We start from the raw sequence: 24987 nt of genomic DNA on the forward strand, positions 1-24987 counted from the left end.
TGCAGAGTAAATGAGGCTTAAGGCAGTTTAGCCCATAGCATATTATATAGAGGATGCACATTATGGCTGATAGTTCGACAGCGATTGAGACTCCACTTGTGGATGGTTTGTCTCAAGCAGAGCAGTGGTTAACAAATAATTCAGATTTATTTATCCAATATGGCGTAAATATCATTTCAGCACTGATAATTCTATTTATTGGTAACCTTATTGTTAAAGCAGTAGCGAATAGCGTGTCTAAGGTTCTTCAGAAGAAGAAAATGGACCAAGCAGTTGTGGAGTTCGTCCATGGTTTAGTTCGTTACTTGTTGTTTGTGATTGTTTTAATTGCTGCACTTGGTCGTTTAGGTGTTCAAACGGCATCTGTAGTTGCTGTTATTGGTGCGGCTGGTTTAGCCGTTGGTCTTGCACTACAAGGCTCACTATCTAACTTTGCTGCTGGTGTACTTATCGTTGCATTCCGTCCATTTAAGTCTGGTGACTATGTGGAAATTGGTGGTGTGGCAGGTTCAGTTGATTCTATTCAAATCTTCCAAACGGTTCTAACAACGCCAGACAACAAAATGGTTGTAGTACCTAACGGTAGCGTTATCGGCAGCCCAATCACAAACTATTCTCGTCATGCGACGCGCCGTATTGATCTAATGATTGGTGTTTCTTACAACGCTGATCTTCAGAAGGCAAAAGCGCTACTGACTAAGATCTGTGAATCTGATGAGCGTGTACTGAAAGAACCTGGCGTTCAAGTTGGTGTTCATACGCTTGCTGATTCTTCAGTTAACTTCGTTGTTCGTCCATGGGTTAGCACTGCTGACTACTGGAATGTTTATTTCGACCTGATGCAAGCAATCAAAGAAGGCTTGGATAACGAGGGTATCGAAATTCCATTCCCGCAAATGGATGTACACATGAATAAAGTAGAAGCTTAATTCCTAGTTAGTTTTTATAACTATAAGCTTTTATAAGGAAAGGCGGATAACTTAGGTTATCCGCCTTTTTTGTTGGTTTCATGAAGCTAAATAGATTTACCAGTATTGCTCAATAAGTCCATCGGTAAGCACCGTTGCTATGGCGAACATCATGGTTGCGACTGCGATATCAATGCCTTTCTTAACCTTAGGTTTAGATAGCGTCGGGCCTAGTTTTGCAGCGCCTAATGACAAAGAATAGAACCAGACGAACGAAGCCAATATAGTCCCCATAGCAAATGCAATTCTGTCGTTGCCTTCAAATTGCCCACCAATGGATCCAAGAATTACCACGGTATCCAAATAGAGATGTGGGTTTAATACTGTTACTGCCAATGCCCCTAAAATAACGGTGCGCTTGCCACGCGCTAATATCTCACCTTTCGACTCATCACTGGTGCGCACTTTGAATGCACTGCGTAGTGAGAGCAAACCATACACAGTCAGAAAAGCGATGCCACCTAGTGTCACTGAGGTAAGCAGTAATTCATTTTGCGACAAGATCGCTCCGCCGCCAAAAATGCCTAATGAGATAAACAGAGTATCGAGCAGGCTACAAATCGTTGCTGTCGTTAAATGATGATTGCGTTTTATCCCTTGATTTAGGACGTACGCATTCTGAGCGCCAATAGGGATAATCATACTTGCCCCTAGACCAAAACCTTGTAATAAAACCCAAAAACTCATTTTAACCTCCACTTATTTAACGATATTTACGTGCTATATGGCGAAGATACTCTGACCCTTTAAATAAGTATAATTAATGATTTTAATCCATTATTAGAGTTGCTAATGTGGTGATGAGTTAGCTTAAAAAGGAAGCAAATTGATGCGCGGATTGGATTATAAATGGATTGAAGCACTGGATGCTGTAGTAAAACAACGTAGTTTCGAAAGGGCTGCTGAGCAGTTATATATCTCCCAGTCGGCGGTATCTCAACGCATCAAACAGCTGGAAAAGTGGTTGGCTCAGCCAGCCTTGGTGAGAGAAAGCCCGCCTAGGCCAACGCCTGCGGGTAAAAAACTACTGGGCTTATATCGCCGTGTTCGTTTGTTAGAGCACGAGCTTGTGCCTGAGTTGATGAATGAAGAGGGTAATCAACCACTATCGATATCCATAGCCACCAACGCTGATAGTTTGGCGACATGGTTGCTACCAGCTTTGTCGGATGTGATTAAGTCTCGCCAAGTCGAGTTGAACCTCGCGATTCATGGTGAGTCGAGAACCATTGAAAAGATTAAAAGTGGCGAGGTGGCCGGTGCAATCAGTTTGGAGTCTCAAGCGATTCCTGGCTGCAGTGCTGACTATCTCGGTAGGATGGATTATGTGTGCGTGGCTAGCCCTGACTTTCATCAGCGTTACTTTGCAGAGGGCGTAAACTACGCCACCTTAAGCAAAGCACCTGCGGTTTCCTATGATCAATACGATGATCTGCATAAGAAGTTTCTGCATGATCATTTTAACGTCCCGAGAGACAGTGTGATCAATCATACAGTCGGCAGTTCAGAAGCATTTGTGCGCTTGGCATTATCGGGTGTAGCCTATTGCTTGATCCCCCGATTACAGATTATCGATGAGCTCGAGTCTGGTGCTCTGATTGATATTACCCCTGGCTCTCTGCTCTCTTATCGCATCTATTGGCACCATTGGCAGCTTGAGAGCGGAGTATTAAAAGAGGTATCCCAAGCAATATTGAGTTTTGCTCACAATCACTTACCTCAGTAAACTGTTGGTTTTTTCAGCGTCAAAGTTCTGTTAGAAGTGTGTGCTCTGGATTGGCTAAACGATAAATTGCTCTATGATGAAAGGACATTTGTTTAGCATAGGTCATACCTAATGAAGCTTGTACCAAAGATGTTAGCAACGTCTCTTACTCTTACTGCGGCGTTGAGTGCTGTGAGTTTTCCATCATTGGCTGACTCTCCATCCTTTCCTCATATTTCAACGACAGGCTATGGTGAAGTGATCGCTACACCTGATATGGCGACATTCTCTGTGAGAGTCGTGGAATCGACGATGACTGCTGAACAGGCTAAAAATACCGTTGATAAAGTCGTGACAGGCTTTCTAAACAAGCTACATCAAGCTGGTGTTGATGAGGCGAGTGTACACAGCTCTAACCTGTATTTATCTCCTCAATATCATTACCCGAAAGATGGCAAACCGGAACTGGTTGGCTACCGCGCCTCACGTAATGTGACCGTTCAAGTGACTGAGCTAGCTAATCTTAATGAGTACATGGATATTGCGATTGGAGAAGGCATTAATCAGATCGACAACATCCAACTGCAAGTTCGCGACCAAGCTAAGTATCAAGAGCAAGCGCGCTTAGAAGCCATTAAAGATGCGACATCAAAAGCTAAATCATTGGCGAGTGGTTTTGAGCGCGAGTTAGGTGATGTATGGCGCGTGGATTACAACGCCCAATCTTCTCAGCCAGTACTCATGCGTTCAATGGCGATGGATGCAAGAACAGAATCGAACTCTTATGAAGACTCAACAATCACCATTCGTGATCGCGTGAATGTGATCTACCAGATCGAAGAGTAATGACAGTGCTATAGAAGGTTTTGGATCATGACGACCTAATTACCTACGATAGGCCAAATGCTAAAAAGGCTCTCATGATGAGAGCCTTTTTTATGCATTTTGAGTGCGATGATTAGTGAAGAAGACGAGCACGGATTGTGCCTTCGATCTCTTTCAGTTTAAGCAGTGCTTCTTCAGAGCGATCGGCTTCTACATCGATAACGACATAACCCATATCAGCCGCAGTCTGTAGGTATTGACCCGCGATGTTGATCCCTTCCTCAGCGAAGATGGTGTTGATCTGAGTTAGGATGCCTGGGCGGTTTTCGTGAATGTGTAATAAACGAGACGTTCCAGTATGCAGTGGTAGTGATACCTCAGGGAAGTTAACACTTGATAGCGTAGAGCCGTTATCAGAGTATTTCGCTAGCTTACCAGCAACTTCAACACCAATGTTCTCTTGTGCTTCTTGAGTTGAACCACCCACGTGAGGCGTTAGGATCACGTTATCGAACTGCATTAATGGAGACTCAAACGGGTCTGCATTGGTTTTTGGTTCTGTTGGGAAAACATCAATAGCCGCACCTGCAAGGTGTCCAGACTCCAGAGCGCCACACAGAGCAGGAATATCGACTACCGTGCCACGAGCTGCGTTGATAAAGATAGAACCAGGCTTCATGCGCTCGAACTCTTCTTTACCCATCATGTCTTTTGTTTCGTTGGTTTCAGGTACATGCAAAGAGATTACGTCACACTTGTTCAGTAATTCCGTCATGGTATGAACTTGCGTTGCGTTACCCAGAGACAGTTTGTTTTCAATGTCGTAGAAGTAAACACGCATGCCAAGGTTTTCAGCAATAATACCCAGTTGAGTACCGATGTGACCGTAGCCAATAATACCTAAACGCTTACCACGGGCTTCGTAAGAGTTGTCGGCACTCTTTTTCCAGATGCCACGGTGTGCAAGCGCGTTCTTTTCTGGAATGCCACGTAGTAGCAATAGAACCTGACCAAGAACGAGCTCAGCAACGCTTCGAGTGTTTGAGAACGGTGCGTTGAACACAGGGATACCGCGTTTTGCTGCTGCTTGAAGGTTGACTTGGTTAGTACCAATACAGAAACAACCGACGGCAACCAGCTTTTCAGCTGCATCAATAACTTCTTGGGAGATATTAGTGCGAGAACGAATACCAATGAAATGAGCATCTTTTACTGCTTCAAGAAGTTCATCTTCCGGTAGCGAGCCTTTGTGGTACTCAATGTTTGTGTAACCAGCGGCTTGCAGTACTTCTACAGAAGAAGGGTGAAGACCTTCTAGAAGTAGAATTTTAATTTTTTCTTTTTCCAGTGAAACTTTGGCCATTGTTCTCGTCCTTAAAATGGAAAGGTTGGGCAAATGCGGCGCACGTGCTACAAAATGGCTGAAAGGGGAACAAATTCACCACTTTGTTAGGAGACAAACGTTTTCCCTGTGCGTCTTCTGAACAATAAAGTAACAAAAAAAAAATGTTTTGGGTAAGAAAATTACGGAATAAGACATAATTTTACAGCAATAAAGCAAAAAAAACGGCGCCCTAGGGCACCGTATGTAATGAAGTAACAGAAAAACTCAATCTTCTATTATTTATTCTTCGATTTTTGCACCTTCAGGCGTGCCGGTGATAACCACATCAGCACCACGGTGAGCGAACAGACCAACCGTCACCACACCAGCTATACCATTGATGATATCTTCTAGTTGTTTCGGGTTTTCGATCGCCATGCCGTACACATCTAGGATCACGTTGCCGTTATCGGTTGTGCAGCCTTCGCGGTAAACTGGGTCACCACCAAGCTTAACCAACTCACGTGCCACGTATGAACGTGCCATTGGGATTACTTCAACAGGCAGTGGGAATTTACCCAACACATCAACTGCTTTAGTGCCGTCAACAATACACACAAACTTATCAGAGATAGCCGCTACGATTTTTTCACGAGTCAAAGCAGCGCCGCCGCCTTTGATCATATCGCGTGAAGCGTTAATCTCGTCTGCGCCATCAACATAGATGTCTAGTTTGAATACGTCGTTGCACTCAAATACTTTGATTTCTAGTGCTTCTAGTTTTTCAGTAGAGGCTACAGAGCTTGAAACCGCACCTTTGATTTTGTCTTTCATTGTGCCAAGTGCGTCGATGAAGTGATTTACTGTAGAGCCAGTACCTACACCTACAATGCTGCCTTCTTCAACATATTGAAGTGCTGCCCAGCCAGCTGCTTTTTTCATTTCATCTTGAGTCATGCCATTCTCCTGAATAAGGTCTTGCGCTTTGAATTAATCGTTCGCGTATTGAAGTTAACGTTTATATATCGAGGTTAACGTTTGCGGCGCGATTATAGCGCTTTAATGGTTGTTTTCCCATTGCCAAGTTTTACTCGGAGTCACGATTTTAGGTAACGGAATGTCCCATTCTTCAATCGGTAGCGTATCAACATGTTGGCAATCATGAGCCAAACCAATAGGAGCTGCACCTTCGCCCGTCTCGAACCACTTTGCCAAGGTGCGATCGTAATATCCGCCGCCCATACCTAAACGATGGCCATGGGAGTCAAAGCCGACAAGGGGCGTAAGAATAAGGTCGAGTTGCTGACAAGGTTTAACCAGCATTTGATTGAGCTGAGGTTCGACAATACCGTACTTATTCAAGACCGTCGGTGTGGTTGGCGAGTAGTGTAAAAACAGCAGGTGCCCGGCAGAGAAGGGGTGCAATACTGGTAAATAAGTTTGCTTACCTTGCGCCCATAACCATTCGATTAAAGGCTGAGTATCGAGTTCGCCATCGATAGAGATATAGAGGGCAATATGCTGAGCAGACTGAATTTCATCAAGCTGCATGCACTGCTTAACTAAGTCGATACCGGATTGAGTTTGTTGGTCGCCAGATAAGGCATTGCGTTTGATACGGATCTGTTTGCGAAATTCGCTGCGTGTGAGCGTCTTCATAAGAAGGGATACCCCAAAGTGCCGTTGAGAATAGATGGCCCTTGAACCAGCGAGTTCAAGGCGGATCAGCAATGATTACCGTAGGCTTCTCGGTCGGGCCGAGCATGCTCAATAGCACTCAAGTACTAACCCTTAGGGATTGCTTATCGGCTCGGGGACGTGAATCCTCTGACAAACACTCCAGGGTAAATTTTGTGTACGCTATTGCTGTCCGTGCTTAACTTTACTGAGGACATCTGAAAGTGATGTCGTGAGCTGTTCCATTCGCTCGGTCAGTGCGTTTTGTTCATCATTTGCTTCAAACTTCTTGGTTTGTAATTCGTAGCAAATATTCAGAGCTGCGATAGTCAGCAGCTTCACTTCATTGGTTACCTTAGTACGTTCAGCCATCTCTTTCAATCGATTATCAAGATCGGCCGCCGCTGCAATCAATGACTCTTCTTGCCCTGGGGGACAATTCACTCGAGTCAGTTTTCCTAATATTTCAACGTCTACCGCTTGATTACTCATGATGGATGAACTCTTTAACGCGCTATTTTTAAGGCTGCTGCTCTTTATCATTTTTTTTAAAAGAAAAAGTGCAAGTACCGATGAGGAAGCAATCTCCTCTGAGGGAGAAACTATAGGTAAACCGCTATTAAGATTCAAGCTTTTCAGAGTGACTGTTTGTAAATGAGAGCTTGAGCACACAGTAATTCAGCAAATTGAACAATTGGTAGTCAGTCATCCTTCAATTGCTCAGGATCGATGCTTACCAGAATTGGGGTGAAGTGGTACGATTAAACTATCGATATAAAGAATAACTGAGCGAGCTATCTGATGAGCGAAACTACTTTACCTGACTACCTAACGGTTGCGACTGAACTTCAATCGGCAAGTCTAGCCGTAACCCCTGCTGAGATGCATGGTTTATTAACGGGTATGTTGAGCGGAGGCTTAAACCTAACAGATAAAAGCTGGCAACCACTTATCTTTGATTACACCAACGAAGGTATGGGATGGCCAGATCGTGCTTTGACATTAGCGGAAGCGACACTAAAAGTAACGACCAGTGAAATCACAGGTTCAGGTATGGAACTATCTATGTTGCTGCCTGATGAAGATGCAAGTGCAAGCTTGTTTGATTTGGCGGATGGCGTTTCTGACTGGATTAACCACTTTATTTCTGGTTTAGGTCTGGTTGGCGCTCAATTAAACAAAGCGTCTGACGGTACTAAAGAAGCATTAGCTGATCTTGAAGAGATGGCAAAGCTCGGTATCGACGAAGAAGATGATCTAGAAGAGCAAGCACAGTTGCTAGAGCATGTTATTGAGCACGTAAAAGCGTGTGCATTGACAATTCATGCTGAATTCGGTGCTCGCCCATCTGAAGATGTGGCTCCAACCATTCATTAATCCGTTTGTCGGTTTGAGGTTATGATGGCTCAGTATGATGTTGTAATTGCTGGTGGTGCAATGGCAGGGGCTACGTTAGCTCTTGCTCTGAACCAATTAAGTCAAGGTTCCTTGTCGATTGCGGTAGTGGAGCCTTATCAGGTTAACCATCAAGCTCATCCAGGGTTTGATTCTCGTTCGATTGCTTTGTCCTATGGCACAGTGCAGATCCTGGATTCTTTGCGCTTATGGCAATCTATCGCTCCGGTCGCGACCCCGATTAAAGATATCCATGTTTCGGATCGCGGGCATGCCGGAATGACAGATATCTACAGTGAAGAGCTTGCGGTAGATGCACTTGGCTATGTGGTTGAATTGGCGGATGTGGGGCGAATCTATCAGCAAAAGCTTGAATCAGAAGCCACAATTACGATGCTTTGCCCTGAGTCTGTCAGTAACGTGGTACGTGATGAAGCACTAACTACCATTGAACTGACAAGTGGAAAGACAGTCACAACCAAATTATTGGTTGCTGCTGATGGTGCTATCTCAACCTGTTGCCAGCAACTGAATATACCATTGAGTGAACATGACTTTGAGCAAGTCGCTGTGATTGCTAATATTGTGGCGAGTGAACCCCATCAAGGTCGAGCATTTGAGCGTTTTACTCATCATGGGCCCGTCGCTCTATTACCGATGAATGACAACCGTTTGTCGCTGGTTTGGTGTTTGTCACCGGAACAAGCACATCAAGTTATGGCTTTAAACGATGACGAATTTCTTGAGCAGTTGCAGAATGACTTTGGTTGGCGACTTGGCCGATTAAAGAAGGTAGGCAAGCGTGCTAACTACCCATTGATTCTTCGCCACCGCCAACAAAATATTTCTCATCGATTCGCGATTATAGGTAATGCAGCTCAAACTCTTCACCCGATTGCCGGGCAAGGTTTTAACCTCGGTATTCGTGACGTCGCTTCATTAGCTGAAGAGCTGTGTTCTCAATTGGATGACGTGGGTCGTTATACCGGTCTTGTTAACTTTAGAAAGCGTAGAGAACAAGACCGAGACGCAACGATCACGTTGACTTCAAGCCTAGTTCACCTGTTCTCAAACGATTATATGACCGCTCGCATTGGGCGTAATCTTGGGTTAGCCGTAATAGATAACCTTCCACCACTTAAAGGTCCACTTTTGCGTCATACGCTTGGCCTAGTAGAAAGATAAGGTAATAAATAATGATGCAAAGTGTTGATATCGCGATTGTTGGTGGTGGCATGGTTGGCCTAGCGCTTGCTGCTGCCCTAAAAGACAGTGACCTAAGAATCGCTGTCATTGAAGGCAGAGCGCCTAGTGAAGGGCTGAGTGAGTTGCCTGATGTGCGTGTATCCGCGTTGAGTCGTTCTAGTGAAGTGATTCTTCGTAACCTAGGTGCATGGCAAGGTATCGAACAAAGACGCGCTGCACCGTATCAAGCGATGGAAGTGTGGGAACAAGACAGTTTCGCTCGTATTGAGTTTGACTCGACACGCTTGGCTCAGCCTAATCTTGGTCATATCGTTGAAAACCGTGTGATTCAATTAGCGCTGCTTGATCAGGTTAAGAAACAAGACAACGTCAGCCTGTATATGCCCGCAACGTGTAAAACGATGGCGATTGGTGAAAGTGAAGCTTGGTTAACATTGGACAATGGTCAAGCACTGACAGCTAAGTTAGTTGTTGGAGCAGACGGCGCAAACTCTTGGGTTCGTAAGCAGCAAGATATCCCATTAACACATTGGGATTACGGACACAGTGCGATTGTCGCGAACATCAAAACCACAGAGCCGCACCACAGCGTTGCTCGTCAAATCTTCACGCCTCAAGGCCCATTGGCATTCCTACCAATGCAACCAAGCAACATGAGCTCGATTGTTTGGTCTACGGAACCAAATCGTGCCGAGAACCTCGTATCAATGTCGGATGCTGAATTCAACAAGCAGTTAACAGCTGAGTTCGATGCAAAGCTGGGCTTATGTGAAGTGGTTGGTGACCGTTTTGCCTTCCCACTGCGCATGCGTTATGCGCGTGACTTTGCGGTAGAGCGTGTGGCTTTGGTTGGTGATGCTGCTCATACCATTCACCCATTAGCAGGGCAGGGCGTGAACCTTGGCCTATTAGACGCAGCAAGCCTAGCGCAAGAGCTGTTAAAGCTATGGTCTGCGGGTGAAGACATTGGCACCAAGCGTAATCTTCGCGGCTACGAGCGCTGGAGAAAAGCAGAGGCGGCGAAAATGATTGCTTCAATGCAGGGCTTTAAAGATCTGTTTGAAGGCGATAACCCAGCTAAGAAGCTGATTCGTGGCATTGGTATGAAGCTTGCGGGCCAATTACCGGGTGCGAAAGATGAGATCATGAAGCGCGCACTGGGTTTGTCTGGCAATCTTCCTGACTTAGCTAAGCGTCCAGTGACTTATCGATAATGACATAGTGTTCTGGTGGTATATCGAATCATCATTGATACGAAAATTGGTACGAAAAAAGGGTTGGCATAATGCCAACCCTTTTTGTTTTTAATTCTGTAGATAATCAGGTCATGCGTACGCGCAGCGCAGTTTCATGATTTCACTATTTATTTCTTTCACTGTTTGAAAGTGACGTTTTTCTGCTCGGTCTGGTAGCACTAGCTTACCGTTATCAAACTCAAATTTTCCTACGCCGTAAATGTAGATTCGTCCTTTGAAAAGTCGACTTACATGTTTAGCAATCATACTCGGTGTATAGCGCTTAAACAGTCTCATTCTTAATTATCCTTATATTTACCTAGCCTGCATATTATAGAAAAACTCCGAGATAATAATTGTGATAAGCATGGAGTTATATGCAGTAGCGTTGACGTTAATTAGATATTTGTGCTGTTCTAAGCACTTTCTTCAGTAAATATCTATTTTTACGTGAGCTCCTCCCCAAAATAATACTGAGTAGTGAACTGCCGTGAACTTTTCTGTTCAGTATTAAGCAGTGATAATGTTACAAGTATAAGAATAGGCGGGATTTTTTTGTTTGTGTAATCAAATTGTAAATTTCGGACAAAAAAAAGCCCGTCTAAAACGGGCGAATAGTCACAGATGCATTACACAAAAGTGGATACTGATGTTACTCAGTGGATTCACTTGCACTGATTTGCTTAATAGCTAGTCAGTAAATTTACAATAACGCAAATTTAACTTTGTGACTACTTATGCTTTTATTTTGAGTAACTATTTATTGATGGTGTGTTCTTCTTATGACGAGGTTCACACTAAAAATGTACTCAATGAAATATTAAAATGAAGTTTGCGAAGCATGATCTAAACGATCATCGACTGATGTCCGCGACGGTCGGTGCACATAGCGCCATAAGATCATTGAGATCCAGCGCAACGCCAGCCATTCGGTCGCCGGAGCTAATGGTTACGGTCGAGTTGTTTTGAATGGAAGGATCAAAAATGATCGGCATGTGTCTCTTGAGAGCGAGCGGACCAACACAACCCACTTTAAAACCGGTGATCGCTTCAACATCAGCGAGCGACACGCAGGTCATTCGACGGCAATTCAGTACCGAGCGTACTTTCTTGGGGTCGACAGAGCGATCGCCAGCAGTACAGGCTAACGCATACTGGTTGCCCATATCCTTGAGCAGGATGCACTTCACCATTTGAGAGGCGTCGATGCCTCGCTCTTGTGCAGTTTCTTCAATGCTGGTGGTTGGCTTGCTTTGCATCAGCAGGCGATAATTCACCTGCTGTTGATCCAGCCATTGTGTAATCTGCGTTTCCACGTGGTTACTCGTCGTCAAGGCTGTACGGCAGTGGCAGGATATTCCATGTTTGATCAGGCTGCGCGGTCAGTCGCAGCTGAACATCGTCATCAAGGTTGTTTGGCAGTACCATCAAACCAATCGCTCGGTTATCAGCAAATTGATAGACGTTTAATAGTCGGCCTGCGCCACGCCAGTTCTCACCCACACTACGTTCCAGTTCAATAGGGTTTTCTAACGACAGCACGTCCGCAGTTGTGCCCGACACAATGCGCATCTCACGCTTGTTCATGCCACGGTACTTAGCACGAGCAACCGTTTCTTGACCTGTGTAACAGCCTTTTGAAAAGCTGATACCGCCAATCGCTTGCAGGTTAAGCGCTTGAGGGATGTGCTCGTTTTGCTCTGCTTTCGATAGGTTAGGCTGAGCATCAAGAATTTCATGATATTGCCAAAGTGTTTCTGATACTTTCTCCGCAGCGCTGTTTGATACCAAGGCTTCAGCGGCTTCTTCTGTCACAAGTAGAGCCCAGCGGTTATCTGCAACTTGAACCGCTGTACCACCAGAGATAGCACGCACATTACCTTGGCTTTCTGAAATAGAATCAATGTATTGATTAGCTGACGAACCCATCACACCGATAACAACGTCAGACGTTTGCTCGATATCGACCTTAGAGAACACCGCGTACTTCTTGATTTCAACGAGCTCGACTTCAATCGCTGATTTAGGTTGCATGAGTGCGTAGCCACCGTTGTGGTGGAACAAACGAAAGATACTCCATACCTTTCCTTTTGCATCACAGTGCGCGCCTAATGTGGATTCATCATTAGGAAGAGTGACGACATCGCACGTTACTTGACCCTGTAGGTACGACTTTTTGTCATCGCCTATCATGGTAATTGCACTCCAGTCTGATACGTGTGTCATCATCAGTTCTGGAAGCGATTCATTTTGCGTATGAGCGAGTGGCTGAAATATGTTTTTCCAATCCATTTTATCTTTCCTAAGAATTTTATTTGGCTCTATGTTAATCCGGTTCTGTTTCTTTGTCAGCCTAGGTTTTTTTGTGAGCTTAGATAGGGACTGTGACTCACATAGTAGTTGCAGGGCGTATGACTTGTTACACTCCGAGAAAGAAAAATTATAGGTGAGGATAGCCAATGTACACTGCAGAGCAGAAAGCACGAATTAAATGGGGTTGCCGTCGCGGCATGTTAGAACTTGATGTAGTCATCATGCCATTTTTCGAAGAGTGTTTTGATTCATTGCAAGAGCAGGAACAGCGCGAGTTTGTTTCTCTATTAGAGTGTGATGATCCAGATTTGTTTACTTGGGTAATGGGCCACGGACGCAGTGAAAACCTAGGCCATGCATCAATGGTTGATAAAATTGTCGCACACAACCTCAGCAAGGTTCGTTAAGCTTCAGCTTAACCCTTCGTATTCCGCATTATTTGCAAAAGGCACTATTTTTGGGTGCCTTTTGTTTTTCATCGTCCTGTCTTCTATTCCACTTGCCGCCAGCCTTTATTGCTTAGCTTTAATGATCCGCTTGTTCAGAAACAATCATGTGATTCTAAATAGTGTCTATGGGCGTTTTGATTACAGAGAGGATGGTGATATTCGACTCAATGACCGAACTTACCGACTCAAGTCCGTTGATAAGATCTGGGCGCAGTTCTTCGTTAAATTGCAGTTTGAATGTGGGCACTCGGTACTGCTTTGGCGGGACAGCTGTTGCGAGCGAGAATATCGCCATTTTCTGGCGAACTTACAACGAGCGCGCTAGAGAAGCCAAACTATTCGATGAAAGAAAGTATTAGATAAAAGAAAGCGTTAGACAAAAGAAAAGGGAGCACTCGGCTCCCTTTCGTTTAATCATTTTCCGCTGACGGCTAATTCGCTAAGCACGTTTAACCAATTATTATGATTGGCGTTTCTCTGGCGTCAGAATCGTTGGGCCACTGTCTTCTGCAAGTTCAGGGTAATCCAACGTGTAGTGGAGGCCGCGGCTCTCTTTACGTTGCATTGCACAACGAACCATTAGTTCTGCCACTTGTAGCAAGTTACGCAGTTCTAATAGGTTATTCGAAACCTTGAAGTAGCTGTAGTACTCATGAGTTTCTTGTTGCAGCATCTGAATGCGACGCAATGCTCGCTCTAGTCGTTTATCCGTTCGAACAATGCCCATGTAATCCCACATGAATAGGCGCAGTTCGTGCCAGTTGTGTTGAATGATAACTTCTTCATCACTGTTGGTGACCTGGCTTTCATCCCATGCTGGCAGTTCAGCGCACAGTTGAGATTGGTCGATGTTCTCAACGATATCTTTTGCTGCTGCCCATGCGTAAACCACACACTCAAGCAGTGAGTTAGAAGCCATTCGGTTTGCACCGTGTAAGCCGGTGTAGCTCACTTCGCCAATCGCATACAAGTTCGTTAGGTCGGTTTGACCCTGCTTATTCACCATGACACCACCACACGTGTAGTGAGCGGCTGGTACGATAGGGATCGGCTCTTTGGTCATGTCGATGCCCAAGTCCATCAAGCGAGTATGGATCATCGGGAAGTGCGCTGTGATGAATTCTTCAGGCTTGTGGCTGATATCAACATACATACAGTCGGCACCCAAGCGCTTCATTTCGAAGTCAATTGCACGAGCAACCACATCACGTGGCGCCAGTTCACCGCGCTCATCGAAGTCCTTCATAAAGCGAGAACCATCTGGACGACGCAAGTAAGCACCTTCACCACGCAGTGCTTCCGTTAGTAGGAAGTTACGCGCTTCTGGGTGGAATAAACAAGTTGGGTGGAACTGGTTGAACTCAAGGTTTGCCACACGACAACCCGCACGCCAAGCGATAGCAATACCATCACCTGAAGAAACATCTGGGTTAGAGGTGTATTGGTAAACCTTTGAAGCGCCGCCTGTTGCTAATACAACAAACTTAGCGCGCACGGTTTCAACATGTTCTTGGTTACGGTTCCAAATGTAGGCACCGATCACCTTGTCTTTTGAACCACCAATCTTATCTTCCGTGATCAAATCCAGCGCATTGTGGCGCTCGAAGATCTCGATATTTGGGTGGTTGTTGACGTTATCTTGTAGTGAGGTTTGCATCGCCATGCCAGTTGCATCGGCAGCGTGCAGAATTCTGCGGTGACTGTGGCCACCCTCACGAGTGAGGTGATATTTTGGTTGGCCTTCTGTGCTGTTCTCATCTTTATCAAATGGAACACCACCATCAATCAGCCATTGCACACACTCTTTCGCATTTTCAGCAATGAATTGAACTGTATCTTCTTCGCATAACCCAGCCCCAGCGATTTGAGTATCCTCTACATGAGACTCAATACTGTCCGACTCATCGAACACCGCGGCGATACCACCTTGTGCGTAATACGTCGATCCTTCGCTGCGTGGTCCTTTGCTTAATACAATTACTTTTGCATGTTCTGCTACGCGTAAGGCTAATGACAAGCCTGCCGCACCACTTCCTACCACTAATACATCACACTGATGTTCACGGTTTGCGTTCATAAAACTTATTAAATCCCGGGCTATAGTCGAGTTGTCCACTCTCAATTGACTTTGTCTTGTTTTAGGAGTTTGGCTAAGACTGTTATAATCTCTCCAGAGTCATCCTTAAACGCTATGCAAAATCAATATATAGACAGCTATCTAGAAATATTTAATTGCTCAATACCATTGCTTTTGCTCAAGTTTCCCCAAATTGATAGGGATAGCTATTTTTATTACATCACATTGTGAAACAATAATGGCAAATAATTTTAAGAAAGTTGGAACTTTCGGTATTTGGCTTAGTCACAATAGTGCTCTTGTAGACGGTGGTGTCAATACTACATTTCGCATAATTAGTACCCATATCTGTGAAGGTGAGGGTTATAACAATAGGAGTACCCGCTCGAATGAACGAGCAGCTAACCGATCAAGTGTTGATTGAGCGAGTTCAGAGTGGAGATAAGCAGGCATTTAACTTACTAGTGGTTAAGTATCAAAACAAAGTTTGTAATCTTATCTCTCGATACGTGAATAATTCCGGTGATGTACCTGATGTAGCACAAGAAGCTTTTATTAAAGCTTACCGCGCGATACCTAACTTTCGTGGCGAGAGTGCCTTCTATACATGGTTATACCGAATTGCCGTGAACACCGCTAAAAATCATATCGTTGCCCAAAGCCGTAGGCCGCCAGCAACCGATGTAGATGCAGAAGATGCAGAATATTACGAAACAGGCAGCGCGTTAAAAGAAATATCGAACCCTGAGAACTTAACGCTGTCTAAAGAATTGAAACAAGTTGTTTTTGGAGCGATTGAAGCGCTACCAGAAGACTTAAAAACTGCAATGACGTTGCGAGAGCTCGAAGGTTTGAGCTACGAAGAGATTGCAGAAGTAATGGATTGCCCTGTAGGAACCGTACGTTCGCGTATTTTCCGAGCTCGTGAAGCGGTGGAAAAGAAAATCAAACCTCTTTTGCAACGCTAGAACTTGTAATAATTATGGTGAAAATAATGGCTGATAAAGAAAAGCTTTCGGCACTCATGGATGGTGAAACGATCGATAAAGCTCTCATTGTAGATCTAGAATCTGATCAAGAAAGCATGGATACTTGGCAGAGTTACCATTTAATTGGTGATGTTATGCGTGGGGATTCGCCAGAAACTCCAGAGTGGAACATTGCTAATAGTGTAGCGGCAGCGCTTGAGAACGAGCCTGCACATGGTTCAATGTCGAACCTGCACCAAGTGAATGTTGAACCTACTGTTGCTCCAATTGAAGAGCAACCTAAACCTCAGCAAGCGAAGCGTCAGCTTCCGGCGTGGTTACAACAGTTTGGACAAGTTGCCGTGGCAGCGTGTGTTTCATTAGCCGTTGTATTAGGTGTTCAACAATATGGTGGTAGCGACCCTGCAGCACCAGAGCAGTTGCCTGTACTCCAGACGATTCCATTTGCCGGTTCTGCGGAACCAGTAAGTTTAACGCGTGACTCTGTTGAGAAACCAGCATCTGAAGCTAACTTGCAAGAGCAGCGCAAACGCGTTCATGCATTGTTAGAAGATTATGAGCTGCAGCTAAGATTAAACAGTGATGCATCGCCAATGCAAGATGCACATCTAGAATCGGACATTGAATGAAGAAAATCCTGGTCAGTGCACTGACACTGTTCAGCTTGATGTCTCCAACAGCCTTTGCAGAGGAAACCACTGCAAAGGACTTGTTGCATCAAATGAACGAGGCCAGTCAGCATCTAAATTACGAACTCTCCTACATTTTGATAAAGAAGAGCAGTATTGAGCCTCTTGTTTATCGCCATGCGGTTAACGACGACCAACAACTTGCACACCTTGTTTATCTAAGCGGCCCTGTTCGTGAAGTCATTCGACGTGGCAACGAAGTTAGCTACATCGAGCCGGGTACAGAGCCATTTACGATTCAGTCAGGCAGCATGGTTGCGCCTGTTATTCCGATGATTAATCGAGATATCGAATCTCTGAATCAGTACTACGACTTTGTGAAAGTTGGTCGCTCTCGTGAAGCAGGTAGCACCACTCAAGTGCTGCGTGTCGTGCCGAAAGATGGCCTTCGCTACTCTTACGTGGTTTGGGTAGACGAAAAAACGAATCTTCCTTTGCGTGCCGACCTTTTGGATCGTGATGGCGAAGTGCTTGAACAGTACCGCACTATCTCTTACGTGGTGAACGATAAGATTGCTGAGGCTATGGGTGGCTTGAGCCAAGCTCAATTGCCGAAAGTTTTATCATTACCGGAAGGCTTAGTGAGTGAAACTAACTGGCAAGCGTCGTGGATTCCTGAAGGGTTTAAATCAAAAGAGCTTAGCCGCTATCAAATGGCTGCGACCGATAAAATGGTTGAAAGTCAGCTTTTCAGTGATGGACTGTTTAACTTTTCGGTTTATATCGCGGAAAAAGATGAGCATTCATTGAAAGGGCAGCTGGTGCGTCAAGGGCGTAGAACCTTGCACAGCTTAGTGATTGGCGATAAAGAGATCTCTGTGGTTGGTGACATTCCGCCGGCAACTGCAAAACGTATTGCTCAGTCAGTTACATTTAATAAATCGGTACAAGCGCAATGATGACCGCGCTGGCGACCGTTAGCTCGGTTGAACAAAAAGGTAAGCAATACTTTGTTCAATTGAGCTGCGAACAACAAACCAGTTGTAGCAGCTGTTCTTCTCAAAAAAACTGCGGTACGGGTATTGTGACCAAGGCTGTTGGCAATAAATCTTTGTTTTGGCAGCTTAAAACCAAAAGCTTAGTCAAAGCTGGACAAATCGTAGAAATTGGCTTTCCAGAAAAAAGCCTACTTCAGTCGGCGGCGATTGTTTATCTCATCCCACTTTTTATGTTGATGATTGGTGCTGGTTTTGGGCAACTCTTGTTACAACCCTTACTCCAGGGCGGCGAGGGCATTGTTATCTTAAGTGCAGCACTGTTTACTGCTGGTGGGATTGCCTTAGCGAAGCGGTTAGCCAAACCCATGGAAGACAAATCCAAGCAAGAAGTCGTCTTGATTCGAATCCTAGGTGAGTCTCTCGTCTAATTTATGATGCTTCTTGCCCTTAAATTGGGTAGAATCTGCCAACTTGATTGAAATGCCGCCACCAATGCTGACTGTAGATTGGACGCGTCGCGGCTTTCTTATTATCCCTATTCAAAGAGTTTAGTCACACCAAGCCTATGAAGCACATTCGTAATTTTTCGATTATCGCCCACATCGACCACGGTAAGTCGACCCTTTCTGACCGCTTAATCCAAGTTTGTGGAGGATTAAGTGAACGTGAGATGGCAGCTCAAGTCCTCGATTCTATGGATATAGAACGCGAGCGTGGTATTACAATTAAAGCGCAGAGTGTGACTTTAGATTACAAAGCTAAAGATGGTGAAACTTACCAACTTAACTTTATCGACACTCCTGGACACGTAGACTTCTCTTACGAAGTATCTCGTTCTCTAGCGGCTTGTGAAGGCGCACTACTTGTAGTGGATGCTGGCCAAGGGGTTGAAGCACAAACTCTAGCAAACTGTTACACAGCAATCGAAATGGAACTGGAAGTAGTGCCAATCTTGAACAAGATTGACCTACCAGCTGCTGAACCAGAACGTGTTGCTGAAGAAATCGAAGAGATCGTTGGCATCGATGCGATGGAAGCGACTCGCTGTTCTGCGAAAACAGGTTTGGGTGTTGATGATGTTCTAGAAAACATCGTGACGGCAATCCCGCCACCGGAAGGTGATCCTGAAGCGCCTCTACAAGCGTTGATCATTGACTCTTGGTTCGATAACTACCTTGGCGTAGTTTCTTTGGTTCGTATCAAAAACGGTAAGCTGAAGAAGAACGATAAGATCAAAGTAATGTCGACAGACCAAGTATGGGGTGTTGACCGTCTAGGTATCTTCACGCCTAAGCAAATCGATACTACAGAGCTAAATACTGGCGAAGTAGGTTGGGTTGTTTGTGGTATTAAAGACATCCTAGGTGCACCAGTTGGTGATACGTTGACGCTTGCAAAAGGCGGCAGCACTGAACGTCTACCTGGTTTCCAAAAAGTGAAGCCTCAGGTATACGCTGGTCTATTCCCTGTATCATCTGATGACTACGAAAACTTCCGTGACGCGTTAGGCAAATTAAGCCTGAACGATGCATCACTGTTCTTTGAACCAGAAAGTTCAGCAGCACTTGGTTTTGGTTTCCGTTGTGGCTTCTTAGGAATGCTTCACATGGAGATCATCCAAGAGCGTCTAGAGCGTGAATACGACCTAGACCTAATCACAACTGCTCCAACAGTAGTGTATGAAGTTGTAAAAACAGATAAAACGGTTCTTTACGTTGATAGCCCGGCTAAACTGCCAGCGGTTAATGACCTAGAAGAAATTCGTGAGCCAATTGCACGCTGTAATATTCTGGTACCTTCGGATTACCTAGGTAACGTAATCACACTGTGTGTTGAGAAGCGTGGCGTACAAGTAGACATGGTCTACCACGGTAACCAAGTTGCTGTGACGTACGATCTTCCTATGGCAGAAGTAGTTCTAGACTTCTTCGACCGTCTGAAGTCAACGTCTCGCGGCTATGCATCATTGGATTACAACTTCCAACGTTACGAGCCATCAAACATGGTACGTGTAGACGTACTGCTGAATGGCGAAACAGTTGATGCACTAGCTATCATTACGCACAAAGATATTGCTCAGTCTCGTGGTCGTCTACTGGTAGAGAAGATGAAAGAATTCATCCCTCGTCAGATGTTCGATATCGCGATTCAAGCAGCGATTGGTAACCACATCATTGCTCGTTCTACAGTGAAACAACTGCGTAAGAACGTAATCGCAAAATGTTACGGTGGTGATATCAGTCGTAAGAAGAAACTTCTTAAGAAACAAAAAGAAGGTAAGAAGCGTATGAAGCAGATCGGTAACGTTGAACTGCCTCAAGAAGCTTTCCTTGCAATCCTTCATGTTGGCAAAGACTAGGTATCAATCGCACTAACTATCTGCTGAACATTACTGGTTAAAATCGTTTATTTCTTTGTTGCAAAGATTGCAATTAGGCCCGCTAGTCACTGCACTTTGCGCCTCGAACTAAACGATTTTTCCTGCGTAATCTCCCCAGCATTTAGTCAGCATGATTGATACAGATTAGAAATATTAAGCAGAGTGAAAGGGTTATACTCTTTCACTTTCGTTATTTTTAAAGAAATGAAATTTAAGGGATATCAATGGCTAATACATTTTCGCTTATTTTAGTGATCGTAACTCTAGTGACCGGCATTGTATGGGCGTTGGAAAAGTTTGTGTGGGCGAAGAAACGCCAGCAAAAACTTGCTGACGTTGAAGCACAATCGAATGGCCTAGACGCTGAAACCAGCGCAAAAGTTACGGCTCAGCCTTGGTGGGTTGAGAACAGTGTGTCCATTTTCCCGGTAATTGCATTTGTTTTGATCTTGCGTTCATTCATCTATGAACCGTTTCAAATCCCTTCTGGCTCGATGATGCCAACCCTTTTGGTTGGTGATTTCATCTTGGTAGAGAAGTACGCGTACGGTCTAAAAGACCCAGTATGGCGCACTCAATTGGTAGAAACAGGCAAGCCAGAACGCGGTGACTCAATCGTATTTAAGTATCCACCTCAGCCGAACATTGACTACATTAAGCGTGTTGTCGGTATGCCAGGTGATACGATTCGCTACAGCAGTCGTAAAGAGATCTGTATTCAGGCGAAGGGTACAAGTAGCTGTGAACCAGTGAAACTAAGTAACGTTGAAGAAAGTCAATTTATTCAAGATGGTGTGCCTCTGATTCAGCTGAACGAACAGCTTGGAGACGTAGAGCACCAGATTTTAGTTAACCCATTACGTCGTGATCGTGTGCAAGCATATCAGCCTCGCAATGGAGTTAATGAATGGGTCGTTCCAGAAGGCCAGTACTTTGTGATGGGTGATAACCGTGACAACAGTGCCGATAGCCGTTACTGGGGCTTTGTCCCTGAAGCAAACCTTGTTGGTAAGGCTGTTGCTATTTGGATCAGCTTCGAATTCGAACGCGGTTCAGACAGTATACTTCCAACATGGATTCCTACTGGTGTGCGTTTTAATCGCATCGGTGGGATTCATTAATCGATCACATAACACATCGAGAGAGCATGAATTCTCCAATTGATAAACTAGAGAGAAAGATTGGCTATCAGTTTAATGATGCCGATCTTATCCACTTGGCGCTGACTCACCGCAGCGCCGCAGGTAAACATAACGAACGTCTTGAGTTTCTGGGCGATTCAATTTTAAGTTTTGTTATCGCTGATGATCTTTACCACCGTTTTCCTAAGGTAAACGAAGGTGATATGAGCCGCATGCGCGCAACATTAGTACGTGGTCATACATTGGCAGAACTAGGTCGTGAATTCGAACTAGGAGATTACTTAAAATTAGGTCCAGGTGAGTTGAAGAGTGGCGGTTTCCGTCGTGATTCTATTCTAGCGGATGCGGTTGAAGCGGTCATCGGCGCTGTCTATTTAGATAGTGATACCGAGACGGTTCGCGGCATTATTTTAAGCTGGTACCAATCTCGCCTAGATGCTATTCAGCCTGGAGTATCTCAAAAAGATCCGAAAACTCGCCTACAAGAGTTTTTGCAAGGTCGAAGAAATCCTCTACCTGTCTACACAGTGACTAATATTAAAGGTGAAGCACACAACCAAGAGTTTACGGTTGAGTGTGAAGTGGCAGGTGTGGATAAACCTGTTATCGGTAAAGGCACTAGCCGCCGCAAGGCAGAACAAGCGGCTGCTGAAACAGCATTAGAGCAACTAAGCAATGTCTGATAACAACCAAGATTTCGATATCGATGCATTCTTTTCATCTGATAGCAAAAAAACAGGCCTACCGGAAAACCAACACTGTGGCTTCATCGCTATTGTCGGTCGCCCAAATGTAGGTAAGTCGACGCTTCTGAACCATATTCTGGGTCAGAAGATTTCTATTACATCACGTAAACCACAGACGACACGTCACCGTATTATGGGCGTTGAAACTGAGGGTGATTACCAAGCGATCTTTGTTGATACTCCTGGACTTCATATTGAAGAAAAGCGTGCCATCAACCGCTTGATGAACCGTGCGGCGAACAGCTCATTGAGTGATGTAAACCTAGTATTCTTCCTTGTCGATGGTACTCACTGGACTGACGACGATGAGATGGTTCTGAACAAACTGAAGAAGACTGACTTCCCAGTTGTACTTTGCATCAACAAAGTAGATAACGTTCAAGACCGTACTAACGTGATGCAGCACATGATGGAAGTCTCTAAGAAGATGGACTTCATTGATGTAGTGCCAATCTCAGCGAAGCAAGGTAAAAATATTGATGTACTGCGTAAGCACGTACGTGAACATTTACCTAAAGCGACACACCACTTCCCTGAAGAATACGTGACTGATCGCTCGCAACGTTTTATGGCCTCTGAAATTATCCGTGAAAAGCTGATGCGCTTTACGGGTGACGAGCTACCTTACTCGGTAACGGTTGAAATCGAACGTTTCGATTACAACCCAGATAACGATGGCTTCCACATCAATGCACTGATTCTTGTTGAGCGTACAGGCCAGAAGAAAATGGTGATTGGTAAAGCGGGCGAGAAGATCAAAACGATTGGTCGTGAAGCACGTATCGATATGGAAGAGCTATTCGGCCGTAAGGTTTACCTAGAGACTTGGGTCAAGGTTAAATCTGGCTGGGCTGATGATGAGCGTGCACTTCGCTCGTTAGGCTACATCGACGATCTATAATATATTGAACGTCACTTTCTGAGATTAAGAAAGTTGAACTGAAGATAAATCCAAGAGAGAGTGCGAACTCTCTCTTTTTGTATCTGTAATAAGGGTAAGTGATTGAGCGAAGGGTTACAGCGATGCTTTGTGTTGCACCGTCGACCATACAGTGAGTCGAGCCTGATCTTGGACGTCTTCAGCGAAGAGTTCGGTCGGGTGACGTTGATGTCTAAAGGCGCTCGCAGCAAGCGTTCCAATTTGAAAGGTGCATTACAACCTTTTACGCCGCTATTGCTTAAGTGGTCTGGTAATGGTTCGATGAAAACCTTACGCCAAGCTGAACCCATCAGCTTGGGGCTCCCTCTCGCCGGTATTAATCTGTATTCAGGCATGTACGTGAACGAGCTTATCGGTCGGGTATTGATGGCGGAAGTACCGATGCCTGCACTTTTTCACGACTATCTTCATGCTTTAACAGAGCTGGCGCATAATGATAATCCTGAGCCAGCACTGCGTCGCTTTGAGCTGGCTCTATTATCTGCTATGGGTTACGGCGTCGACTTTTTACACTGCGCGGGCACTGGCGAAGCGATTGATCCGAGCATGACTTATCGCTATCGAGAGCAGATAGGTTTCATCGCTTCAGTACGTCGAGATAACCTGACTTTTATGGGCGATGAACTTATTGCAATCAGCGAACGTAGGTTTATCACTAAAGAGCAGTTAAAAGCGGCAAAACGCTTTACACGCATAGCCTTAAAGCCGTATCTTGGCGGCAAACCATTAAAAAGTAGAGAGCTATTTATGCCAACAATAGCCCTCTCCAGAGCACGGAGTATTGGAAAATGAGCTCAATCCTTTTAGGCGTTAATATCGACCATATTGCAACACTACGTAATGCACGTGGTACTAAATACCCAGATCCAGTACACGCAGCTGAAATCGCTGAACGTGCTGGTGCAGATGGCATTACTATTCACCTGCGTGAAGACCGTCGTCACATCGTTGATCGCGATGTGCGTATTCTGGCTGAAACACTTCAAACTCGCATGAACTTGGAGATGGCCGTAACGGACGAGATGGTTCAAATTGCACTCGATACTAATCCTGAGTTTGTTTGTCTGGTTCCTGAAAAACGTGAAGAGCTAACCACTGAAGGTGGCTTGGACGTAGTTGGTCAACTAGAGAAGATCAAAGCGGCGACACAAAAACTGTCTGCAGCAGGTATCAAGGTATCTCTGTTTATCGATGCTGACCGTGAGCAAATCGATGCTGCAAAAGCGTGTGGCGCACCGTTCATTGAACTGCACACGGGTCACTATGCTGATGCTAAGACAGAAGAAGATCAACAAGACGAGCTTAAGAAGATCGCAGCAGGCGCAAGCTATGCAGATGACTTAGGTATCACAGTCAATGCGGGTCATGGTCTGACTTACCACAACGTAGCACCGATTGCGGCACTTCCAGAGATCTACGAGCTGAACATCGGTCACTCGATCATGGGACGTGCAGTGTTTGATGGCTTAAACAAAGCCGTTGCAGACATGAAAGCAATCATGGAAACAGCACGTAACAACGCTTAGTTCGGCAAGTCGTCGGCACTAAGCGATGTACAGTTAATCATTAGACAGAAGTTAAGTAGTAGAGGAAACATGGCAGTTGTTGGATTAGGTACAGATATCGCAGAAATCGAACGTGTCGAGAAGGCGCTGTCGCGAAGTGGCGACGCTTTTGCTCAGCGTATTTTGACGGATTCTGAGTTTGAAGTATTCCAACAGTTGAAGCAAAAAGGCCGTTACCTTGCAAAACGTTTTGCTGCTAAAGAAGCTGCATCTAAGGCGTTAGGTACGGGGATTGCGCTGGGTGTTACCTTCCACGACTTTGAGATTTCAAACGATGAGCATGGTAAGCCAGTATTGAGCTTACACAAGAAAGCGCGTGAAATCGCAGAGGCGAATGGCACAACATCGATTCATCTGACTATCTCGGATGAGCGTCACTACGCTGTGGCAACGGTGTTACTCGAATCGTAAACAGATTATCGCG

Annotated in this window: 28 protein-coding genes and 1 other RNA gene; 19 read left to right on the top strand and 10 right to left on the bottom strand. The window is 45.0% G+C overall.

Annotated elements, in window-relative coordinates; genetic code table 11:
* Nucleotides 1–62 precede the first annotated feature (62 nt).
* Nucleotides 63–929, top strand: a complete 867-nt coding sequence (gene mscS, locus AB6D06_RS17370) for a small-conductance mechanosensitive channel MscS (RefSeq protein ID WP_017066019.1) — start codon at nucleotides 63–65, stop codon at nucleotides 927–929.
* Nucleotides 930–1025: 96 nt separating this feature from the next.
* Here the strand turns inward: mscS and AB6D06_RS17375 are convergent, their stop codons facing one another.
* Entirely contained in the window at nucleotides 1026–1655 is a 630-nt protein-coding gene (locus tag AB6D06_RS17375; RefSeq protein ID WP_017059061.1) for a LysE/ArgO family amino acid transporter, read from the bottom strand.
* A 142-nt stretch (nucleotides 1656–1797) separates the two neighbouring features.
* Between AB6D06_RS17375 and AB6D06_RS17380 the strand changes: the two genes are divergently transcribed.
* Both AB6D06_RS17380 and AB6D06_RS17385 read left to right on the top strand, forming a co-directional pair.
* A complete protein-coding gene (locus AB6D06_RS17380; RefSeq protein ID WP_017066018.1) occupies nucleotides 1798–2694 on the top strand; it encodes a LysR family transcriptional regulator ArgP in 897 nt (298 codons plus the stop codon).
* Nucleotides 2695–2805: 111 nt separating this feature from the next.
* Nucleotides 2806–3519 carry an oxidative stress defense protein gene (locus tag AB6D06_RS17385; RefSeq protein WP_017059059.1) on the top strand — a complete coding sequence of 238 codons (714 nt, stop codon included), beginning with the start codon at nucleotides 2806–2808 and terminating at the stop codon, nucleotides 3517–3519.
* Nucleotides 3520–3631: 112 nt separating this feature from the next.
* Here the strand turns inward: AB6D06_RS17385 and serA are convergent, their stop codons facing one another.
* The 5 genes from serA to zapA all read right to left on the bottom strand — a co-directional run bounded on the left by serA (nucleotide 3632) and on the right by zapA (nucleotide 6991).
* The gene (serA, locus tag AB6D06_RS17390) at nucleotides 3632–4861 is read right to left on the bottom strand and encodes a phosphoglycerate dehydrogenase (protein ID WP_017059058.1); all 1230 of its coding nucleotides are present in this window, start codon (nucleotides 4859–4861) and stop codon (nucleotides 3632–3634) included.
* A 261-nt stretch (nucleotides 4862–5122) separates the two neighbouring features.
* Nucleotides 5123–5779, bottom strand: a complete 657-nt coding sequence (gene rpiA / locus AB6D06_RS17395; protein ID WP_048605825.1) for a ribose-5-phosphate isomerase RpiA — start codon at nucleotides 5777–5779, stop codon at nucleotides 5123–5125.
* 102 nt (nucleotides 5780–5881) lie between these two features.
* Nucleotides 5882–6481, bottom strand: a complete 600-nt coding sequence (locus tag AB6D06_RS17400) for a 5-formyltetrahydrofolate cyclo-ligase (RefSeq protein WP_017059056.1) — start codon at nucleotides 6479–6481, stop codon at nucleotides 5882–5884.
* Nucleotides 6482–6487: 6 nt separating this feature from the next.
* Nucleotides 6488–6671, bottom strand: a non-coding RNA gene (gene ssrS / locus AB6D06_RS17405) — 6S RNA.
* Between the two features lie 11 nt (nucleotides 6672–6682).
* The gene (gene zapA / locus AB6D06_RS17410) at nucleotides 6683–6991 is read right to left on the bottom strand and encodes a cell division protein ZapA (protein ID WP_004735366.1); all 309 of its coding nucleotides are present in this window, start codon (nucleotides 6989–6991) and stop codon (nucleotides 6683–6685) included.
* Nucleotides 6992–7300: 309 nt separating this feature from the next.
* Between zapA and AB6D06_RS17415 the strand changes: the two genes are divergently transcribed.
* From AB6D06_RS17415 to AB6D06_RS17425, 3 genes are read left to right on the top strand one after another with little or no spacing between them, the layout of a single operon-like run.
* Nucleotides 7301–7876, top strand: coding sequence for a YecA family protein (locus AB6D06_RS17415; RefSeq protein WP_010435718.1), 576 nt, complete (start codon nucleotides 7301–7303; stop codon nucleotides 7874–7876).
* A gap of 24 nt (nucleotides 7877–7900) precedes the next feature.
* On the top strand, nucleotides 7901–9079 hold the full coding sequence (gene ubiH / locus AB6D06_RS17420) for a 2-octaprenyl-6-methoxyphenyl hydroxylase (protein WP_372100779.1): 1179 nt from the start codon (nucleotides 7901–7903) through the stop codon (nucleotides 9077–9079).
* Between the two features lie 11 nt (nucleotides 9080–9090).
* Entirely contained in the window at nucleotides 9091–10314 is a 1224-nt protein-coding gene (locus tag AB6D06_RS17425; RefSeq protein ID WP_017070456.1) for an FAD-dependent 2-octaprenylphenol hydroxylase, read from the top strand.
* 111 nt (nucleotides 10315–10425) lie between these two features.
* Here the strand turns inward: AB6D06_RS17425 and AB6D06_RS17430 are convergent, their stop codons facing one another.
* The 3 genes from AB6D06_RS17430 to ygfZ form a co-directional block, all read right to left on the bottom strand.
* Nucleotides 10426–10632, bottom strand: a complete 207-nt coding sequence (locus tag AB6D06_RS17430; RefSeq protein WP_009847660.1) for a DUF1107 domain-containing protein — start codon at nucleotides 10630–10632, stop codon at nucleotides 10426–10428.
* A 557-nt stretch (nucleotides 10633–11189) separates the two neighbouring features.
* The gene (locus AB6D06_RS17435; protein ID WP_029235114.1) at nucleotides 11190–11651 is read right to left on the bottom strand and encodes an aminoacyl-tRNA deacylase; all 462 of its coding nucleotides are present in this window, start codon (nucleotides 11649–11651) and stop codon (nucleotides 11190–11192) included.
* Between the two features lie 4 nt (nucleotides 11652–11655).
* On the bottom strand, nucleotides 11656–12627 hold the full coding sequence (gene ygfZ / locus AB6D06_RS17440; protein ID WP_102398276.1) for a tRNA-modifying protein YgfZ: 972 nt from the start codon (nucleotides 12625–12627) through the stop codon (nucleotides 11656–11658).
* 167 nt (nucleotides 12628–12794) lie between these two features.
* Here ygfZ and AB6D06_RS17445 point away from each other — a divergent pair, with 167 nt between their 5' ends.
* A complete protein-coding gene (locus tag AB6D06_RS17445) occupies nucleotides 12795–13055 on the top strand; it encodes a succinate dehydrogenase assembly factor 2 (protein WP_004735374.1) in 261 nt (86 codons plus the stop codon).
* Nucleotides 13003–13422: a protein YgfX gene (locus AB6D06_RS17450; protein WP_324295273.1), complete on the top strand. Its 420-nt coding sequence runs from the start codon at nucleotides 13003–13005 to the stop codon at nucleotides 13420–13422. The genes AB6D06_RS17445 and AB6D06_RS17450 overlap by 53 nt, the downstream gene beginning before the upstream one ends.
* Before the next feature lie 135 nt (nucleotides 13423–13557).
* Here AB6D06_RS17450 and nadB read toward each other — a convergent pair whose 3' ends face one another.
* Nucleotides 13558–15174, bottom strand: coding sequence for an L-aspartate oxidase (gene nadB, locus AB6D06_RS17455; protein WP_017059049.1), 1617 nt, complete (start codon nucleotides 15172–15174; stop codon nucleotides 13558–13560).
* Between the two features lie 389 nt (nucleotides 15175–15563).
* On the opposite strand from nadB, the gene rpoE reads away from it, so the two are divergent.
* From rpoE to acpS, 11 genes are all read left to right on the top strand, one after another.
* Complete coding sequence (rpoE, locus tag AB6D06_RS17460; RefSeq protein ID WP_008223963.1) at nucleotides 15564–16142, top strand: RNA polymerase sigma factor RpoE; 579 nt, start codon at nucleotides 15564–15566, stop codon at nucleotides 16140–16142.
* A 26-nt stretch (nucleotides 16143–16168) separates the two neighbouring features.
* Nucleotides 16169–16792, top strand: a complete 624-nt coding sequence (locus AB6D06_RS17465; RefSeq protein WP_017063205.1) for a sigma-E factor negative regulatory protein — start codon at nucleotides 16169–16171, stop codon at nucleotides 16790–16792.
* Nucleotides 16789–17751: a sigma-E factor regulatory protein RseB gene (rseB, locus tag AB6D06_RS17470; RefSeq protein WP_065584110.1), complete on the top strand. Its 963-nt coding sequence runs from the start codon at nucleotides 16789–16791 to the stop codon at nucleotides 17749–17751. The genes AB6D06_RS17465 and rseB overlap by 4 nt, the downstream gene beginning before the upstream one ends.
* Complete coding sequence (locus AB6D06_RS17475) at nucleotides 17748–18218, top strand: SoxR reducing system RseC family protein (protein WP_017059046.1); 471 nt, start codon at nucleotides 17748–17750, stop codon at nucleotides 18216–18218. The genes rseB and AB6D06_RS17475 overlap by 4 nt, the downstream gene beginning before the upstream one ends.
* Nucleotides 18219–18355: 137 nt before the next feature.
* A complete protein-coding gene (gene lepA, locus AB6D06_RS17480; protein WP_017059045.1) occupies nucleotides 18356–20149 on the top strand; it encodes a translation elongation factor 4 in 1794 nt (597 codons plus the stop codon).
* A 245-nt stretch (nucleotides 20150–20394) separates the two neighbouring features.
* Nucleotides 20395–21291: a signal peptidase I gene (lepB, locus tag AB6D06_RS17485; RefSeq protein WP_010435756.1), complete on the top strand. Its 897-nt coding sequence runs from the start codon at nucleotides 20395–20397 to the stop codon at nucleotides 21289–21291.
* Between the two features lie 26 nt (nucleotides 21292–21317).
* Nucleotides 21318–21995: a ribonuclease III gene (gene rnc, locus AB6D06_RS17490; RefSeq protein ID WP_017066012.1), complete on the top strand. Its 678-nt coding sequence runs from the start codon at nucleotides 21318–21320 to the stop codon at nucleotides 21993–21995.
* Nucleotides 21988–22959, top strand: coding sequence for a GTPase Era (era, locus tag AB6D06_RS17495; protein ID WP_017059042.1), 972 nt, complete (start codon nucleotides 21988–21990; stop codon nucleotides 22957–22959). The genes rnc and era overlap by 8 nt, the downstream gene beginning before the upstream one ends.
* Nucleotides 22960–23061: 102 nt before the next feature.
* Nucleotides 23062–23790: a DNA repair protein RecO gene (recO, locus tag AB6D06_RS17500; protein WP_372111172.1), complete on the top strand. Its 729-nt coding sequence runs from the start codon at nucleotides 23062–23064 to the stop codon at nucleotides 23788–23790.
* Nucleotides 23787–24524, top strand: a complete 738-nt coding sequence (pdxJ, locus tag AB6D06_RS17505) for a pyridoxine 5'-phosphate synthase (protein ID WP_017059040.1) — start codon at nucleotides 23787–23789, stop codon at nucleotides 24522–24524. The genes recO and pdxJ overlap by 4 nt, the downstream gene beginning before the upstream one ends.
* Before the next feature lie 69 nt (nucleotides 24525–24593).
* Nucleotides 24594–24974: a holo-ACP synthase gene (gene acpS / locus AB6D06_RS17510; protein ID WP_017059039.1), complete on the top strand. Its 381-nt coding sequence runs from the start codon at nucleotides 24594–24596 to the stop codon at nucleotides 24972–24974.
* Nucleotides 24975–24987: the final 13 nt, after the last annotated feature.

The sequence above is a fragment of the Vibrio sp. 10N.239.311.G01 genome, from assembly GCF_041465805.1.
GTDB lineage: Bacteria > Pseudomonadota > Gammaproteobacteria > Enterobacterales > Vibrionaceae > Vibrio > Vibrio crassostreae_C.